13 protein-coding genes and 2 pseudogenes are annotated in these 17,042 nt (G+C 73.1%); 2 read left to right on the top strand and 13 right to left on the bottom strand.

Annotated elements, in window-relative coordinates:
• Nucleotides 1-183: 183 nt before the first annotated feature.
• Both ABXS69_RS07530 and ABXS69_RS07535 read left to right on the top strand, forming a co-directional pair.
• Nucleotides 184-1,554 carry an MFS transporter gene (locus tag ABXS69_RS07530; protein ID WP_366180099.1) on the top strand — a complete coding sequence of 457 codons (1,371 nt, stop codon included), beginning with the start codon at nt 184-186 and terminating at the stop codon, nt 1,552-1,554.
• A 54-nt stretch (nt 1,555-1,608) separates the two neighbouring features.
• Nucleotides 1,609-2,221 (top strand): annotated as a pseudogene (locus ABXS69_RS07535) (methyltransferase).
• Here ABXS69_RS07535 and ABXS69_RS07540 read toward each other — a convergent pair.
• From ABXS69_RS07540 to ABXS69_RS07600, 13 genes and pseudogenes are all read right to left on the bottom strand, one after another.
• Nucleotides 2,211-3,749 carry an MFS transporter gene (locus tag ABXS69_RS07540; protein WP_366180100.1) on the bottom strand — a complete coding sequence of 513 codons (1,539 nt, stop codon included), beginning with the start codon at nt 3,747-3,749 and terminating at the stop codon, nt 2,211-2,213. The pseudogene ABXS69_RS07535 and the gene ABXS69_RS07540 sit on opposite strands and share 11 nt — an antisense overlap.
• A 23-nt stretch (nt 3,750-3,772) precedes the next feature.
• On the bottom strand, nt 3,773-5,146 hold the full coding sequence (gene brnQ, locus ABXS69_RS07545) for a branched-chain amino acid transport system II carrier protein (RefSeq protein ID WP_366180101.1): 1,374 nt from the start codon (nt 5,144-5,146) through the stop codon (nt 3,773-3,775).
• The gene (locus ABXS69_RS07550) at nt 5,143-6,135 is read right to left on the bottom strand and encodes a diaminopimelate epimerase (protein ID WP_366180102.1); all 993 of its coding nucleotides are present in this window, start codon (nt 6,133-6,135) and stop codon (nt 5,143-5,145) included. The genes brnQ and ABXS69_RS07550 overlap by 4 nt, the downstream gene beginning before the upstream one ends.
• 9 nt (nt 6,136-6,144) lie before the next feature.
• Nucleotides 6,145-7,137, bottom strand: coding sequence for a tRNA (adenosine(37)-N6)-dimethylallyltransferase MiaA (miaA, locus tag ABXS69_RS07555; protein WP_366180103.1), 993 nt, complete (start codon nt 7,135-7,137; stop codon nt 6,145-6,147).
• A gap of 8 nt (nt 7,138-7,145) precedes the next feature.
• The gene (locus ABXS69_RS07560; protein ID WP_366180104.1) at nt 7,146-7,937 is read right to left on the bottom strand and encodes a YbjN domain-containing protein; all 792 of its coding nucleotides are present in this window, start codon (nt 7,935-7,937) and stop codon (nt 7,146-7,148) included.
• Nucleotides 7,934-8,410, bottom strand: a complete 477-nt coding sequence (locus ABXS69_RS07565) for a YbjN domain-containing protein (protein ID WP_366180105.1) — start codon at nt 8,408-8,410, stop codon at nt 7,934-7,936. The genes ABXS69_RS07560 and ABXS69_RS07565 overlap by 4 nt, the downstream gene beginning before the upstream one ends.
• A gap of 71 nt (nt 8,411-8,481) precedes the next feature.
• The gene (locus ABXS69_RS07570) at nt 8,482-9,042 is read right to left on the bottom strand and encodes an FMN-binding protein (protein ID WP_366180106.1); all 561 of its coding nucleotides are present in this window, start codon (nt 9,040-9,042) and stop codon (nt 8,482-8,484) included.
• Nucleotides 9,042-9,828 (bottom strand): annotated as a pseudogene (locus ABXS69_RS07575) (ABC transporter ATP-binding protein). The gene ABXS69_RS07570 and the pseudogene ABXS69_RS07575 overlap by 1 nt, the downstream one beginning before the upstream one ends.
• A gap of 1 nt (nt 9,829) precedes the next feature.
• Complete coding sequence (locus ABXS69_RS07580) at nt 9,830-11,185, bottom strand: ABC transporter permease (protein WP_366180107.1); 1,356 nt, start codon at nt 11,183-11,185, stop codon at nt 9,830-9,832.
• 5 nt (nt 11,186-11,190) lie between these two features.
• Nucleotides 11,191-12,483 carry an FtsX-like permease family protein gene (locus tag ABXS69_RS07585; protein ID WP_366180108.1) on the bottom strand — a complete coding sequence of 431 codons (1,293 nt, stop codon included), beginning with the start codon at nt 12,481-12,483 and terminating at the stop codon, nt 11,191-11,193.
• Between the two features lie 49 nt (nt 12,484-12,532).
• Nucleotides 12,533-13,804, bottom strand: coding sequence for a DUF2318 domain-containing protein (locus ABXS69_RS07590; RefSeq protein WP_366180109.1), 1,272 nt, complete (start codon nt 13,802-13,804; stop codon nt 12,533-12,535).
• A 150-nt stretch (nt 13,805-13,954) separates the two neighbouring features.
• A complete protein-coding gene (locus ABXS69_RS07595) occupies nt 13,955-14,596 on the bottom strand; it encodes an iron transporter (protein WP_366180110.1) in 642 nt (213 codons plus the stop codon).
• Between the two features lie 97 nt (nt 14,597-14,693).
• A complete protein-coding gene (locus ABXS69_RS07600; RefSeq protein ID WP_366180111.1) occupies nt 14,694-16,490 on the bottom strand; it encodes an FTR1 family protein in 1,797 nt (598 codons plus the stop codon).
• Nucleotides 16,491-17,042: the final 552 nt, after the last annotated feature.

The following is a 17,042-nucleotide window of genomic DNA, read 5'->3' on the forward strand; positions in this document are numbered from 1 at the left end:
CGTGAGGCGGGCCCGGAGCGGGGCTCGACGGGCCGACCGATCCGGCGCGTCGGTCCGGGCAGCCGCGCGCGGCGCCTGCTGGCCGCCGGTCACGGGATCCGGGTGATCCACAATGGGCGCAGTGTAGCGCAGTCGCCCTCGCTCACCCGGGGGCTCGGCGCTCGTCGGCGCTAGTCTCGGCGCGTGAGCCCATCGCCGACGACGCGGGCCCCCGCACCGCCACCATCACCGCGCGCCCTGCTGACCACGAGGTTGGGCCACCTGGCGATGGCGATGCTCGTCGTCGAGCTCCTGGCGGGGATGCAGACCTACATCAACCAGACGGTCCTGCCGCTGCTGGCCACCGACCTCGACGCCCGCGACTCCTACGGACTGGTCACGGCCGCCGCCCAGGTGCCCGCGTTCCTCACGATGCCCCTGGGCGGCGCGATGCTGGAGCGCTGGCGCGCCGGCGCCCTCATGACGGCTCTGACCGCGCTGCTCACGGCGGGCGCGGTCATCGGCGCGCTCGCGCCCACCATCTGGGCGTACATCCTGGGCGAGGTGCTGCGCGGCCTGGCGGCGGGGGCCCTCGCCACCGTGTCGATGGGGGTGCTCGTGGCTGGGATGCCCGATGCCTGGCGGCGCCTGTACGCGGCGGCGGGCTCGGCGATGTGGGTGGTCTCCTCCCTCATCGGGCCCGCCTACGCCGCGGCCCTGAGCGCCGCCGCCGGGTGGCGCTGGGCGCTCGTGGGCTACCTGCCCGTCCTCGTGGCGGCGCGGGCCGCGATGGCGCGCGAGGCGGCGGGCCTGCGCGTGGGCGGGGACGACGGCGCGCCGTGGATCCCCGCGCTGGCGATGGCGGGCGGGGTCGGCGCCATCGGCGCGGCCCGGGCGTCGGGCCCTTGGTTCTGGCCGATGGCGGGCCTCGGGATGGCCCTCGTGGTGGGGGCTTGCGCGCGCGTCTTCCCCGCGGGCTCCCTGCGGCTGGCGCGCGGGCGCGGGGCCGCCGTCGGGACCCTGGCGTGGCTGTGCTCCCTCTACTTCACGATCGACCTGGTGGTGGCGCCAGCAGCCCATGACGCGCTGGGGCTGGGCCCGGGCGCGATCGGCTGGGCGCTGACGACGGCGGGCGTGTGCTGGTCGGTCATCGCGATGCGCTGCGGGGCGCGTCCCGCCCGCGATCCCGGGCTCCTGCGGCGCCGCACGGCCCTGGCGGGGATCGCCTTCGCCTCCGGGGGCACGCTCATGATCGTGGCCCTGGCCGGCGCCGCCCCCTGGTGGTGCCTGCACGCGGGTTTCGGGGTCCTCGGGGCCGGGATGGGGCTGACGAACCAGGACGCGTGGCTGCGGGTCATCACCGCGCCCGAGATCGATGACGGCATCAGCCAGGCCCGCGCAGCCACCTCCGCCGCCGTGGCGAGCTCGGCGGGGGCCGCCGCCCTGGCCACGCTCATCACCGCCGCCGTGGCCCCGACGACGGCCGGGGTCGAGGCGCGCTTGCTCGTCCCCGTGCTCATCGTGCTCGTGGTGGGACTGGCCGCCACTCCCCTGCTCGCCCGGCGCATGGATTGAGGTGGCCCGGGACCGGCCCCACCCGGCGTCCTCGGCGGCGGGTAGCCTGGAGGCGTGAGCGACCAGCACTACTTCACCGCCTCCCCGGCCGCCCGGGCCGCTGAGCGCCGCCACCGGTTCACGATCCGGGGCCGCGAGGTGGAGGTGACCACGGCCTCCGGCGTCTTCAGCGCGGACCGGGTGGACAAGGGCACGCGGGTGCTGCTGGACCACGTGCCCGATCCGCCCGGGACCGGCCGCTTCCTGGACCTGGGCTGCGGCTGGGGCCCGATCGCCCTGGCCCTGGGCTCGGCCTCCCCGGCCGCGGAGGTCCTGGCCGCCGACGTCAATGAGCGCGCCGTGGAGCTGCACGGCGCGCAACGCCGTGGCCGCAGGACTGGGGGGCGTGCGCGCCGCCCCGGCCGACGCGCTCCTCGCCGAGCTGCGCGCCTCCGGGCGGCACCTGGACCTCATCTGGTCCAACCCCCCGGTGAGGATCGGCAAGGAGGCGCTGCGCGCGCTCCTGACGAACTGGCTGCCCCTCCTGGCCGACGACGGCGAGGCCTGGCTCGTCGTCGGCAAGAACCTGGGGGCGGACTCGCTGGCCTCCTGGCTCGCGTCCCAGGGCTGGGCGGTGGCGCGGGAGGCCTCGGCCAAGGGATTCCGGGTCCTGCGCGTCAGCCGCTGACAGAGCCGTCCCCGCGCCGCCCGGCGCCGGCTCGTAGGTCGAGGGCCGCCAGGGCCAGCGCCGTCAGGCAGATCGCGGCGCTCGCGCCCAGGCCGATGAGGAATCCCTGGTCCCAGCCCTGGCGGCCCGCCGTCGAGAACGCGATGCCGGTGAGCGCGGCGATCCCCACCGAGGTGCCGATGCGCTGGCTGGTCTGCAGGATGCCACCGGCCGCCCCGGCGTAGTGGAGGGGCAGCTCGGCCAGGGAGAGCGTCTGGTTCGGCGAGACCACCATCGCCTGCCCAGCGCCATGGAGGGCGAGGGTGAGGCTCGCCCACCAGAACGGCAGGCCGACGGTGGCGTGGAGGCGGACGACGAGCATCGTGGCCAGGAGGCTCGCGATGACGAGCATCAGTCCGATGAGCACCATGGAGCGCCCTACACGCAGCGCGTGCCGCCCTGCGATCGGGGCGCCGATGGCCCCTGCCAGCGCGGACGGCAGGCCTACCAGGCCCGCCGCGAGGGCGGAGGACCCCAGGCCCTGCTGGACGTACTGGGCGATGATGAGCCAGATCCCCGCCGCGGAGGTGAAGTAGGCGCCGATGAGCAGCGTCCCGACGGCGAAGGAGCGCGTGCGGAACATCCCCAGGTGGACCATGGGCTGGCACCCGCGCATCGCGTAGCCGCGCTCCCAGACGAGCCAGCCGGCTCCCAGGGCCAGCCCGATGCCGGGGCTCCCCCAGATCCAGGCGCCCACCGGTGAGCCGGAGGACTCGACGAAGGGGAGCATGATGAGAAGGGTCGCCAGGCCCAGGAGCACCATGCCCACGGGGTCGAAGTCGGCGCGGGGCGGTCTGGCGCTCATGGAGGCGCCAGAGCCCCGGGGGCCGGGAGCGGTGGTGGGATATGGGGCCCAGGCGGAGGCTGGAAGGACCCGCAGCGCGACGATCACGCCGATGAGCGCCACGGGTACGTTGACGAGGAAGGAGGCGCGCCACCCGGCCTCGGGGCCGAGCGCCCCGACGAGCGCGCCGGACAGGACCGGCCCCACGGCCACGGACACGCCCACCATCCCGCCGAACATCCCGAAGGCGCGCCCGCGCCGCTCACCCGCGAAGTACTGCTGGATCATGCCGGTGACCTGGGGGCTCAGCAAGCCCGAGCCCACGCCCATGAGCAGGCGCGCCAGGTTGAGGGCGAGGAGGGAGGGCGCCAGGCCGGATAGGAGCGAGCCGGTGCCGAAGACCGCCAGGCCCGCGACGAGCAGGCGGCCCCGGCCCAGCACGTCCCCGGCTCGCCCCGCGGCCACGAGCAGGATCCCGAAGACGAGCGCGTAACCGGAGACCACCCACTGCAGGGCGGAGGCGGAGGCGCGCAGGCTCGTCTCGATGGCGTGCAGGACCACATTGACCGAGGAGACGGCCAGGAGCGACATGAAAGCGGCGATGAGCAGGACGGAGAGGATCTCCTTCTGCTGACGGTCCATCGGCCCCGCGCCACTGGCCGCGGGATCGATGCGGCGGGCGGACTCGCTGGCGCTGGGTGTCACCGGCTCCCCCTAGGACTCGGGGCTCAGTACCGCGAGGCGATGGCCCGCCGGACCTCGTCGGGAACGTCGCTGGTGTCGCTGGCGGGCCGGCTCCACCGGCCGGTGACGATGTCCACGCCGATCGAGATCGCGGTGACGATGACCACCGGCAGGATCCACCCGATCGAGTTGTCCCAGGCCCCGGTGCGCGCGAGGAGGTCGGAGGGCGCCGACCAGCCGGTCTCCGCCGCGGCGGAGACGGCGCCGAGGACGGCGGCCAGGCTCACGGGAACCCGATAGGTCCAGCGCAGATGGCCCGGAGCGGCGCTGTCGATGAGCGTGACGACGATGAGGGTGATGACGATGGGGTAGAGCAGGAGCGTGACCGGCGAGATGATGACGATCATGGCGCTCAGACCCAGGTTGGTGAGCGCCAGGGAGACGGCGGAGCAGCCGATGGCCTGGGCGCGGAAGTCGATCCGGGGCCATGCGGTGTTGGCGTAGCCGGCCCAGGAGGAGATGAGCCCGATGGCGGTGGACAGGCAGGCGAGCACCACGATGAGCGCGAAGACCACCGTGCCCGTGGGCCCGAGGGAGTCGGCGGCGGCGGCGCGCAGGAGCGAGGTGCCGTCGGCGGGATCCCCGTCGGCGCGCATGCCCAGCAGCGCCAGGCTGCCGTAGACGGCCGCCAGGCAGATCGCGGCGATGACGCCGGCGCCACTGGTGCCCCACAGGATCTGCCTCTCGGTGCTCATCCCCTGGGAGCGCAGGGTGGTGATGACGACGATCCCGAAGACGGTGGCCGCCAGCGCGTCCATGGTGAGGTAGCCCTGGGTGAGGCCGGCGGCCAGCGGCGCGGTGGCGTAGGCGCCGGTGGCGGGTCGATCGATCGTCGGGCCCGACATGACAGCGGCGGCGCACAGCACCGCGATGAGGATGAGGAGCGCGGGCGTCAGGAGCTTGCCGATGCTGTCGGCCATGCGCGAGGGCCGCAGGGACAGGGCGAGCGCGACGGCGAAGAACCCGACGGCGTGGAGGGCCAGGGCCACGCGGCCGGTGGGCATCCCGGCGAGCTCCAGGAGCGGCCTCGTGGCGAGCTCGTAGGAGACGATCGCGGTCCTGGGGATGGCGTAGAGCGGGCCGATGGACAGGTAGACGACGAGCGGGAGGACCCGCCCGAAGCGGGGCCCGACCCTCCGGGCCAGGCCGAGGATCCCCTCCCCCGAGGTGGATACGGCGATGACGCCCAGTAGCGGCAGGATCACCCCGGTGGCGATGAAACCGATGACGACGACGCCCACCGCGTCCCCGCTGGAGGCGCCGAGGGAGGGCGGGAAGATGAGGTTGCCCGCCCCGAAGAACAGGGCGAAGAGCATGAGGCCGGTCGTGGCGACCTGGCGCAGGTCGTGGCGGCTCATAGGACCGTCACCCGCGCGATGAGGCTGGCCAGGCCGGTGAGGATGATGCTTCCCCCCGGCGCGGCGCCCGCGCCGCCCGCGTGGACCCCGACCTCCCCGCCGGGGACGAGCATGCGGTACGACTCGGGGGCGCCCTCGCCCTCCCACTCGCGGAGGGCGGCGGCGGCGGCGCAGCAGCTCATCCCGGTGGAGGGGGCGTCCCCCGCCGACCGACCCAGGGCCCTCATACGAGCCACGCCGATCGGCTCCCCGCTGGCGGGGTCGGCCTCCTCGCCCAGGGGGACCACGGCGTCCAGGGCCACCGGCCCGGACGGCTCGGGCTCGTAGCGCACGGCGCCGCCGGGACCGATGGCCCCCTCGGGACCCGCAGCGTCGAGCTCGGCCGCGTCGGCCAGGGCGATGACGACGTGGGTGTCCGCGGCGCCCGGCATGGTGACGCTCAGGCCGGCGCGAGGGCCGTCGAGCCCCGGGACGACGACGGCGGTGTCCCAGCCGGGCCAGTCGTCGTCGGCCTCGGCGGCGCCGGAAGGGGTCTCGGGGCGGAGGGGCAGGCGCGCGGGCCCCATGTCCACGGCCCACAGGTCGCCGATCCTGGTGGCGGTGCGGGCGCCCCCGCGCGTCCCGATGGTCACCGACGCGCCCTCCAGGATGACGGCCAGGGACTCGGCGATGAGGGTCTGGGCGAGCAGGAGCACGGCGCTGGGGGTCGTCTCGGCGACGGTCCCATCAGCGCTGTAGTGGTCCATGAACCACTCCGCCTCGGGCACGGCCTCGGCGAAGCGCTCGGCCCCGGGCAGGCTCGCCGTGCGCACGACGCGCACGAGCCCGCTGGCGCCGATGCCGCCGCGCCGGTCGCACGCGGCGGCGATATCCGCGGCGGTGAGAGGGACGTCGCAGTCGGGATCGACGAGCATGAGGAGGTCGTCGCCCGCCGCGCGCCCCTTGATCAGCTCGTGGCCCGCCAGGCCACTGCGCGTCGAGGTGGTCATGCGCCCACCCTATGCGACAGGCTCGGGCTGCCCGGAATCCGCGGCCCTGACCAGCCCCAGCGCGATGTCGAGCACCCGCTGCCGCTCGCCGTCGGGCACCGCCCCGTCAGGGGTGAGGCGCATGTCGATCCAGTGGATGCGCGGGTCTCGGCGGAACCACTTGAACTGGCGGCTCGCGAGCCGGCGGGTGTCGGCGGCCGTGGCGTCGACGGCCTCGTCGGCGCTGATCTCCCCGTCGATGACCGCCAGGGCCTGGGCGTAGCCGATGGCGCGCCTCGCCGTCGGCCCCTCGCGCAGCCCGGCCGCGATAAGCCCGCGGGTCTCCTCGATGATGCCCGGGCCCGCCGCGGGGCGGAACATGGCGGCAGCGCGGGCGTTGATGCGGGCGCTGAGGGCCTCGCGCGGCGGGCGCAGGGCCAGGTGGACGGTCGGGGCGACATCCTCGTAGCGGGGCAGGGTGGCGGAGAAGGGGCGGCCGGTGACGGCCAGGACCTCCAGCGCGCGCACGATGCGGCGGGTGTCGCCGTCGTCGATGCGCTGGGCGGAGAGGGGGTCGGCCCCCGCCAGCTCCTCCCACAGGGCGCGGGCGCCCCCGGCGCGGGCGCGCTCCTCCAGTTCCGCGCGCACGGCCGGGTCGGTGCCGGGGAAGTCGAAGGCGTCTGTGACGGCGCGAGCGTAGAGGCCCGAGCCGCCGACGATGAGGGCCCGCCCGCCGCGGGCCTCGATGGCACCCAGATCGGCGCGGGCGTGCCGCTGGTAGGCGGCGACGGAGGCCTCCTGAACGACGTCGAGGACGTCGATCTGATGGTGGGGGTGGCCACGGCGCTCGGCCGGCGGGAGCTTGGCGGTGCCCACGTCCATGCCCCGGTAGAGCTGGGAGGCGTCGGCCCCCAGGATCTCACTGCTGGCGGGCCCGTCGCCGAGGGCGTCGGCCAGGTCGAGGGCGAGCTCGGACTTTCCGGTCGCCGTCGGGCCGACGACGGCGATGCGCGTCAGTGCCACGGTGGGCCTCACATCTCGGGCAGGAGAGGGCCGACGGTGCGCAGCGCCTGCGTGCAGGAGGCCAGGGCGGTGTCGAGGTGGAGGCGCAGCTGGTCGTCGGTGATGCCCGCGCGCAGGTCGGTGATGTAGATGGCGCGGATGAAGGGACCCTCGGGGCCGTCGACGATGGCGACGGTGGGGAAGAAGCGGTCACGGTTCCAGTCGTTGATGGCGGATGCGAGCTCGTCGCGCTGCCCCTCGGGGCCGGGCTCGGCCCAGTCCCCGGAGACGAGGAGCCAGCCGTCGTGCTCGGCGGGGATCTCGATGATGAAGGGGAAGCCGTCCCAGTTGCCCATGAGGGTCGCGTGACCCTGGTCCTCCTCGCGGCGGATCCGGTAGGACATCTCCGAGGCGAGCATGGACTCGATGCGCTCGAGGGTCAGGCGCGAGGTGACCTGCTCGCGGGCGGGCTGAGCGGGGCGCCGCGAGCGCCAGGCTCCGCTGCGGGTGCGGGGCGCGCCGCCGCGGCCCGCGCTGACGTTCTCCGAGCCCTGTCGCCGGGGGCTCCCAGCGGGGCGGGCGCGGCCGACGGGGTCCGCTGAGCCGGTTGAGTCGGAGGGGCCGGCCGAGTCGGATGAGGGGCCCCCCGGGGCTGATCCCGCCGACGGGGCGGATCGCGCGGAGGATGGCGAGGGCCCCGGCGAGGGGGCCCCCGCGGAGCGGGAGGCGCCGGCCCGCTGGTCCCAGCCCTTGCCCATCGATCGGGCGATGAGGCCGACGAGGCGCTCGAGGCGCGCGCGCCGCCGCGGGGCCTCGCTCACGGCTCGAGGCTCCCGCGCAGGGGGTCGGGGAAGGCCTCCTCGGCCTCGCGCACGAGGGCGACGATGAGGCGGCATCCCGTGAAGACGAAGTCATCGATCTGGGCGTCGGTCATGCCGGCGTCCAACGGGTAGGTGATCTCGCCGTGGAGGCGGACGATCCCTCCGTCGCCCACGGTGAGGAAGGCCTTGGGGCCGATGCGGGTGGCGTTCCAGTCCTCGACGAGGGAGCGCAGGGGGGCGAGGTGCTCGGTGTCGGCGATGCGGTGCCAGGTGCCGCGCAGCTGGACGGCGCGCGAGTCCTGGAAGATGACGTGGACGACGACGCAGCGCCAGGGGATGCCGACGTCGCCCTCGTCGTCGACGAAGTACCTCAGGCCCAGTCGGTGGGCGGCCTCCAGGATGCGCTCGGCGCTCACCGGCGTCGGCGCCGCGACGACGGTGGTGTCCGTGCGGGGGTCCGAGTCAGAGGGCATGGCACCAGCCTAGCCGCCCCACCGCGGCGCGGGGTAACCCAGGCGCGGGGCGATCCGCCGTCGGCGGAAGGCTAGCCGCGGGCCTGCTCCGCGATGGCATCGATCGCCGCGTTGAAGGCGGCGGAGGTCTTGGAGGCCCCGGCGAGCGCGGTGACATGCGCCTGCTCGATGCTCTTGCCGACGACGGCGCCCTTGATCCTGGAGGTGAAGCCCCGGATGAAGTCCTCCGAGGTGGCGTTGCCCGCGCGCCCCGTGACCGTGACATCCGTGATCGCGCCGTCGCTCAGGGTCACGGAGACGTCGATGGACTCATCGGCGGGCAGCTCATCCGCGCCCTTGTAGGCCTGGGTGTCCTGGTAGGAGCCATCCGTGTAGGGGCCGGCGGTGGGGGAGGCCGGCGGGGCTGAGGCGCTCGCCGGGGCCCCGGTCCAGGGCGTCGGCCCCCGCCCTGTCCCCTGGGCCCGGCCCGCGTACTCGCCCTGGCCCGGAGCGGTGTCGCTCCCGCCGCAGGCCGCCAGGGAGAGCGCCGCCATGGCGGCGCCGGTCAGGGACAGCGCCCTCCGGGTCGCGTCGGCGCCCCTGCCGCGGGCGCCGGCTCCGCCCCCGTCGTCCCCCCGTGCGCGCGCGGTCATCATCCGTCCTCACCCTCCTGGTCGCGGTCGTGCCGGCCGGTGCCATCATGATCCGCCCCATCATGGCGCTCGGCGCCGCCGGAGGGGAAGCCCAGAATGTCCGGCGTCCCGCGGCCGCGCGCCCCGCTGCCGCTGATCCTCTCCCCCACGAGGCGCCCGTGGTTGAGCAGGATCTGTCGCTGGCCGCAGGAGGCGACGTGGGCGTCGTGGGTGACGACGATGAGGGTGGCGCCCTCGGCGTGGAGGCGGGCGAAGATGTCGAGGACCAGCTGCTCGTTGGCCTCGTCGAGGTTGCCGGTGGGCTCGTCCGCCAGGACGATCTCGGGGTGGTTGATGAGGGCGCGGGCGATGCACGCGCGCTGCTGCTCGCCGCCGGAGAAGCTGGGAGGGCAGGTGGTGGGCGCGCTCAGCCAGGCCGACCGTGCCCAGGGCCTCCATGGCCTCCTTCTCATCGGTCATGGAGTGGTAGTACTGCGCGACCATGACGTTCTCGATGGCGGTCAGGTGCGGGACGAGGTGGAACTGCTGGAAGACCAGGCCGATGACGTTCTTACGGATGTCGGTGAGCTGGGAGGCGCTCAGGCGGCCGAGCTCGCGCCCATCGAGGGTGACCGTGCCCCGGGTGGGGGTGTCCATGCAGCCGATGATGTTCATGAGCGTGGTCTTGCCCGAGCCCGATGAGCCGACGATCGAGAGCCACTCCCCCCGCTCGACGGTGAGGCTGAGGTCCTCCAGCGCGTGGAGGTCCCCGTAGGTCTTGTAGACGTTGGAGAGCGTGAGCAGCATGTCATTCCTCTCTCAGGACGACGGCGGGATCGATGCGCGAGGCGCTGCGCACCGGGGCGATGGAGGCGACGACGGCCACGAGCGCCGTGAGGGCGACGCACAGGGAGGCCAGCCACCAGGAGAAGGGGATCGGGGCGTCGAAGACGCTGGTGCTCACGGCCTGGGCCAGGCCATGGCCGGCCGCCATCCCGAGCGCGCCGCCGATGAGCCCGAGGATGGCGGCCTCGGAGTAGAACTCCATCGAGATGGCGCGCCCCGTGGCCCCCAGGGCCTTGCGCAGGCCGATCTCGTCGCGCCGCTCCGCGACGATGACGGTCATGGTGGTGGAGACCCCCATGAGGGTCAGGGCGAGCACGATGAGGCAGACCACCCAGAACAGGGTGTCGAGCATGGTGATGATGCGGGCGGTGCCCGCGGTCAGCCTGGCCACCGGCTGGGCGCGGACGCCGTCGGCGCTGGCCTGGATCGAGTCGGCGATCGTGGCGATATCCGTGGAGTCGGTGCTGACGGACATCTCGATGACGTCGTACCCGGGCCCGGGCCGACCGGTGAGATCGTCGATATCGGCGCTGGTGGCGTAGATGATGTCGTCCTCCTCGCCTCCGGTGTCGACGATCCCGGCCACGCGCCACTCCTTGGATCCCCCGGAGGAGCGATGGGCACGGGAGCCGTGGGCCGGGTGCTGGGCATGGGCGCTCGGAGCCCGGCCCGCCCGGGCGGTGGGCGTGACGGGGGCGCTCGGAGCCGCGTCTCCCGTCAGGGAGAGGCTGTCGCTGGACAGGTAGTCGACGGTGAGGACCGAGCCGAGCGACAAGCCCGCCGAGTCGGCGACGTCCTTGCCGATGAGGGCCCTGCCCGGGGTGGGCCATTCCCCTTGGATCTCCCAGTGCCCGTTGAGCGCGCGCACGGAGTCGACGTCGATGCCGGCGGCGAGGTGCGGCGACTTATTGATGCGGACCACCTCATAGCGGTAGGCGGCGGTGCGCAGCGCGGCCTCGGAGGTCCCACTGGCCCGGGCCGCTGAGGCGGTGATCGCCCGCTCATCGGCGTCCGAGACCCTGTGGGCCTCCCCCTCCTCGGAGACGGGCACGACGATGAGATTGGCACCGAACTGGCGGATCTGCGCGCTGACCTGGGCCGGGACCGCCAGGCAGATGGCGGCCAGGCAGAACAGGGTCGCCGCGCCGACGGCGGAGGACAGGATCGCCGTGAGCGCGCGCGAGCGCCGGCGCGCCATGGCTCCGATGAGCATCGTGGCGAACATCCTCCGGTTCGTCATGCGCCTCGGGGCGCGGCGCTCGGTCCCGGATCGCGCCGGGCTCAGGGAGGACGCGGTCGCCGTGGGCCTCGCTGTCATCGGGCTCATCTCCTGCGCAGGGCCGTGGCGGGCTGTATCCGCAGGATCGCCCGCATAGAGGAGGCGGTGGCGGCGACGAGGACGAGCGCGACGAGCACCGCGACGATGACGAACACCGTGGGGCGCATGGTGATCCCCGAGTCGAAGACGACCTGCCCGATGATCTGCGCCAGCCCCGTCCCCAGGGCGCTCCCCGCGAGAAGGCCGATGACTCCCACGACGGCGGTCTCAGCCAGTATCAGTCTGCTCACCGAGGCGGATGAGGCCCCGATGGCCTTGAGGAGGGCGAACTCGCCAGTGCGCTCCACCAGGGAGGCGGTGGTCAGGGAGGCGATGGCGAGCGCAGCCGCCACGAGGCTGAGGACGGTCATGAGGATCATGAGGGCCTGCGTCTTCTGCAGGACGTTGCCCTCGACGGCGGCAACCTGCCGGACCTGCTTGGCCACGGATCCGGTGATGACCTCGCTGATCTGGTAGGCGATCGAGGAGGGGTAGGCGGTGCAGTACCAGGTCTCCCAGTCCGCGGAGGACAGCAGCTTGGGGTTGGCCGCGGCCTTGCGGCTGAGCTCGTTCTCGGGGGTGGTCAGGGCCTTGACCTCGATCTTGGCGACCTGGCCCTCATGCCCGCTGAGCCCCTGGACGAGATCGAGGGGGGCGTGGACGCGGGAGTCGTCGGCGTCGCCCGAGGTGTAGACGCCGGTGATGGTAAGGTCGCGGCTCCCCGTCGCGGTGCTGAGGGTGAGCGTGTCGCCGGGGGACACCGCGAGGTCGGAGGCGGCCGCGGCGCCGATGACCGCCTCGTCGGCGTCGTCGCGGGGCCAGGAACCGTCGAGCCTCCACCAGGGGCGCATGGTGCTCAATCCCGCCTCAGCGCTCTCGCCCGTGGGCAGGGCGAGCTCCTTGTCGAACCAGGTGCCCGTCACGGTCATGTCGCCGGAGGCGCCGGAGCCGCCGGCCGAGACCCGGGCGCGGCTGTTGAGCAGCGGGGCGAAGTCGACGATGTTGTAGGCCCAGAAGATCGTCTTGATCTTGGGCAGCTCATCCTCGCGCAGGTAGGAGGTGGCCTCTTGCTCCCCCGACGTCTCATAGAGGCTGGAGACGACGGCATCGGCCTTGGGGGCCACGACGATATTCGATCCGTAGGCGGTCAGCTCGGCGTTCAGCTTGTCCCCGACATCGAGGACGACGCCGAGCATCGCCACGCTGATCGCGGTCGACAGCGCCACGGTCAGGGCGATGAGGCCGCGCCTCAGGGGCTGGCGCGTGAACGATCGGTGGATGAGGCGCATGAGGAGCATCAGCCCGTTCCTTCCCGGATGACAGTGGTGGGGGCGTCGGGGGACGGCCTCATGCGAAGACCTCGGCGGAGGCCTCAAGGGCGTCGGTGGTGATGGCCAGGAAGCCGCCGTCGACGGTGAAGTCGATCGGGACGGGGTTGCACCCTCCCTTGAAGCCGATGGTCGCGGGGTTGATGGCCACATCGCAGCGCTTGCAGATCACCTTGCCGTCCTTCTCGTAGTACCCGGCGGGGCCGCAGGAGATGCAGGCGTCCAGGCCCACGCCGTAGGAGCCGCCGTTCTTGAGGATCACGAGGAATCGGACCTCGGTCCCCTTGGCCGCGGTGTAGGCGTAGCGGTGGAGATGGCCATCCGCGACCTTGGCGAGGTCGATACGGGCCGCGCCATCGCTGACGGCGTAGGGCTCGGGATCGGAGAGCGCGGGGACCTCGTTGACGATCCGGACCAGGACGGTCCGCGTGGCCGCAAGGGCCGCCAGCCCCGCCCCGGAGGCGATCACCCAGCGCCTGGTGCGGCGCCGCCCCGCGACCTCCCGACGGCGCAGGGCCGGGTTGCCCTGCTCGGGGATCCTGCGCAGGGTCGCCAGGAAGGCGATGACCATGGGGATGAGGAGCACCGAGGCCGCGGCGATGAGGATGACGCCCTCGTCGTTGTTCGTCACCCAGATCATCGCGCGGAAGGCCTCGCCGCTGAGCTTGACGCGCCTGGTGGAGTGGAGCATGCGCGCCAGGGTCGTCGCGTGGAGGAGGACGATGATGGAGACGAGGACGAGGGCGGCGGCCCGAGTCAGGGTCACGGGGCTGCGGCGGGCGGCCCTGTAGTGGACGAGGGCCAGGACCCCCACCGCCGCCCAGCCGACGGAGAAGCCGAGGATCCGCAGCAGCATCTGCGAGGAGAGGACCTCCTCTCCTGGCTTGATGAAGGCGGTCAACTGGAGGATCATCTCGGGGACGGCGCGGAAGAAGGCCAGGGCCAGGACGGCGCAGGCGGAGGCGTTGGCCACCACGGCCGTCCATCCGCCATGCCCCCATCGGGGGCGGATGACGAGGGCCGCCAGGACGATGAGCAGGATCGCATCGGCGACGACGGCAGCGGCCACCGCGGGGATGTTGACGGCCGTGCGGGAGGTGATCGCCGCCGAGGCCCGCAGCCATGCGAGGGCGATTCCGGCGCCTATCCCGAGCGCGGAGGCGCCCAGGCGCGCCCGGCTGGTCAGGGGCCACCCCTCGGGGCGCGGCGGGACGAGGACGACGGCGAGCGCGGCGTAGAGCAGGAATGGCAGGGTCATCCCGCCGACGACGGAGGCGAAGCGCTCGAGCATGGAGGATCCTTCTACGATGGCGAGGAGGGACGATGGATCGGTGGGGCCCGAGGACGGGGCCCGGGAGGGCGGCGCGCGCCAGCAGGAGCGTCGCCGGCGCGCGCCGGGGCTCCCACACGCGTGGCGGCCCCGCCACCCGGCCTCGGGCGCTCACCACTCCACGGGGGTGTAGTCCCAGTCCCAGGTGAGCTCGGCGGGGGCCGTCCAGAAGTCGCCCTTGACGCCGGTCTCGGGGTCGGAGTGGAGGACCCAGCCGTTCTCGGCGGGGCTGTGCACGGTGAGCTTGAGGACGTACTGACCGGCGTCGGGCAGGGCGATGTTGCCACCGTAGTGAGGGCCGTCTGAGGCGTTCATCTGCATGAATGTCCCCTTGGCCTGGCCGTTGTTGGCCACGGCGCCCGTCGCCTTGTCCGTGATCTCGTAGTCGACGGTCAGGCCCGGGATGAAGTCGCCGGAGCCGTAGCCCAGGGTGTTGGACTTCAGGGCGGAGATGTCGGCCTCGAGGTGGAAGCTGGCCTTGGCGGCCTCCAGGGCCATGCCGGCAGGCTTCATGTCCACGGGCTGGAAGTAGACGACGGCGACGTTCGCCTGGTTCTCGATCTGCTGATCCGAGCCGACCGGGTACTCCTCGAACCCGGCCCCGGAGTCGGCGGCCTCGCCGTCGGCTGCCGCCGTCGAGGCCGATGAGGCGCCGTCCTTGTTGGAGCCGCAGGCCGCCAGGGCTCCTGCCATTGAGAGGGTGGCCGCGACGGTGATCGCGCCGCGGCGGGTCAGTGCGAGCGTGGTGCGCATGGGGTGCTCCTTATGTTCTCGGGGTGCGGGCTTCGGCGCCGGTGGCGCCCTGTGGCCCCGGGCATCGCCCGGGGAGCGTGATGGGAGGGTCTGCCCCTCAGTGGGCGCTGGCCGCCCCGTCCTCCTTGACGGCCTCGGCGCTGGCTCTCACCCGGTCCTCGCGCCGGCGCTTGATGACGGATGCGACCGCCAGGCCGACGACGATCCCGCCCATGACCCCCTGGGCGGCGAGGGTCTCCCGGTAGGGGTAGAGGCCGAGGAAGTCGTGGGTGGGCCAGCCGGGCATGTAGGTGGCGGGGACGACGTCCCCCTCGATGAGGGCGTGCACTCCCCCACCGGCGAAGACGACGACGAGGATGGCCATGAGCGCGCTGGTGATGGCGAAGAACGGGCGCAGCGGGATCCTCACGCTGGTGTGCCGGATGAGGAGGAAGAGGACGACGAGGATGGCCGCCCCCGCGGCGAATCCCTGCCAGACAGAGGCCGAGCCGGACGGGTCGATGGCGAGCAGGGCCTCGTAGAAGAGGACGGTCTCGGCCCCCTCACGGAAGACCGCGAGGAAGGAGAGCATGGCCAGGGCCCAGAAGCCTCCGTTGGAGACCGAGGCCTGGGTGCGGTCCTTGATGTAGGCGTTCCAGGACGCCACCGAGGATCTGGAGAGCATCCAGTTGGAGGTGGCGAGCAGCATGAGCATGGCGACCAGCGCGACCACTCCCTCGAGGATCTCCTGGTGGGAGGAGGCGGAATCGTAGAGGAGGTGGAACAGGGCCGCCACTATCCCGCTGGCGATGAGGGCGAGCACGATACCGGCGTAGATGTGCTTGACCCGGTCCTTCATCCCGGCCTTGAGGAGGTAGGCGATGATGGCGGCGACGACGAGGATGGCCTCGAGCCCCTCGCGCAGCAGGATGAGGAGCGCCTGGCCGAAGGATCCGGTGAGGAAGGCCTTGACGGGGTTGACCGACGCCGCCGCGCCTCCGTCGAGCGCCGCGGCGTCCTCGCTGATCATGGAGGTGAGCTCGGCCGCGGCGGCGGAGGGGTCCTCGCCGGAGAGCATGGTCTTGCGGACCACCTTGAACTGGTTCTCGACCTTGGAGACGCGATCTCCCGAGATCGCCGTCAGCACGGTCTTCTCGAAGCCGAGCTTCTCGTAGTAGCCGTAGTAGGCCTTGTTGACCCTCTCGGCGCCGCCCTCGCCGTCGCCCGCCCTGGCCTTGGAGACGCCCTCCTCGATGAGGGCGCTCATCTCCTGGGCGACCTCGGCCCAGGCGCGCTCGCCGCGCCCGGAGTTGACCCGCTTCCTGCCGGCCTGGATCTGCTCGCGCTGCGCCTGGATGGCGGCCTCCTTGGCGGCGGCGTAGTCACGGGGGCCGGCGAGGTCGCCCATGGCGTCGAGAGCCGTCGCCGCCTGATCGACGGAGGCCCTGAGGGCGGCGGAGTCCTGGGTGAGGGAGTCGTCGTTGCCCTTGACCAGGGCGGCCTTCTTCAGGGCGGCGAAGGCGCTCTGGTGCTCGGCGGCCCGGTCCTGCCCGATGCGCGCCGAGATGACCTCCCCGATGTTGGAGGCGACGTAAACACTGCTGAGCGCGCTCTGGAAGTCGGCGGCGGCCCCGGTGGTGTTGCCGGAGGCGTAGTCGGCCAGGGCGGAGTCGATCTTCCCGCCCACGGCACCGGCCACCTCGGACCAGGTCGAGTAGTCGGTCAGGGATCGGGGCGCGCTCGCCGGGGAGGCGGCTGCCGGCACGAGGCCGGAGAGGGCCGGGGAGACGAGCAGAGGCACCAGCAGCGCCGCGATCAGGGCCGCCAGGCGGGCAGGGGCCGCGCTCGGAGCGTCCCGATGGCGCGCTGGGCGGAGCGTGGCACTGCCGCTGGGAGAGTCAGGGGGCAGGAGCATGAGGCGGATCCTTCGACGGCGCCGGGGCCGTTCATCGGCCTGACGCGCGGTTTCTTCAGAAATAAGACCTTCACCACTTAGGGTAGGCTCACCTCATAGCGGAGGTCAATTCATCTAAGATGCCTGATATGTCGCGATCGTCCGCCGAGCAGCCCCCGGAGCGGTCCAGACCAGGCATGACGGGGCCCGAAGCCTGGTCCTTCCCGGCCACGGGCTCCGTGTGGTCGATCCTCGGCCGCGCCCCACTGCCCCACCAGGCGCGCCGGGGCGTCATATCGCTGGTCGAGGGATTCGAGGGCACGTGGTCGAGATTCCGCCCCGACTCCCTCATCAGCCGCGCCGCGGACGGGAGGCTCGGCGACGGGCCGATCCGCCTGGACCTGCCGGAGGGGTCAGGGGCCATGCTGGACCTGTACGACCACCTTCACGCCGCCACCGGGGGCCGGATCGATCCGCTGGTGGGCGCCGACCTGGTCGCCCTCGGCTACGATCCCGCCTACTCCTTCACCGTGCGCGCCGGGTCGGTGACGGGCCTGGGCCCGCGGGGCCGGG

This window comes from Actinomyces timonensis, from assembly GCF_040702965.1.
GTDB classification, from domain to species: Bacteria; Actinomycetota; Actinomycetes; order Actinomycetales; family Actinomycetaceae; genus Actinomyces; species Actinomyces timonensis_A.

What these genes read in the sequence shown, in the direction of transcription:
- brnQ (WP_366180101.1), bottom strand. Translation starts at nt 5,146, where the DNA reads ATGAGCCGCCACGACCTGCGCCAGGTCGCCACGACCGGCCTCATGCTC.
- ABXS69_RS07550 (WP_366180102.1), bottom strand. Translation starts at nt 6,135, where the DNA reads ATGACCACCTCGACGCGCAGTGGCCTGGCGGGCCACGAGCTGATCAAG.
- ABXS69_RS07565 (WP_366180105.1), bottom strand. Translation starts at nt 8,410, where the DNA reads ATGCCCTCTGACTCGGACCCCCGCACGGACACCACCGTCGTCGCGGCG.
- ABXS69_RS07570 (WP_366180106.1), bottom strand. Translation starts at nt 9,042, where the DNA reads ATGACCGCGCGCGCACGGGGGGACGACGGGGGCGGAGCCGGCGCCCGC.
- ABXS69_RS07580 (WP_366180107.1), bottom strand. Translation starts at nt 11,185, where the DNA reads ATGACAGCGAGGCCCACGGCGACCGCGTCCTCCCTGAGCCCGGCGCGA.
- ABXS69_RS07585 (WP_366180108.1), bottom strand. Translation starts at nt 12,483, where the DNA reads ATGCTCCTCATGCGCCTCATCCACCGATCGTTCACGCGCCAGCCCCTG.
- ABXS69_RS07590 (WP_366180109.1), bottom strand. Translation starts at nt 13,804, where the DNA reads ATGCTCGAGCGCTTCGCCTCCGTCGTCGGCGGGATGACCCTGCCATTC.
- ABXS69_RS07595 (WP_366180110.1), bottom strand. Translation starts at nt 14,596, where the DNA reads ATGCGCACCACGCTCGCACTGACCCGCCGCGGCGCGATCACCGTCGCG.
- ABXS69_RS07600 (WP_366180111.1), bottom strand. Translation starts at nt 16,490, where the DNA reads ATGCTCCTGCCCCCTGACTCTCCCAGCGGCAGTGCCACGCTCCGCCCA.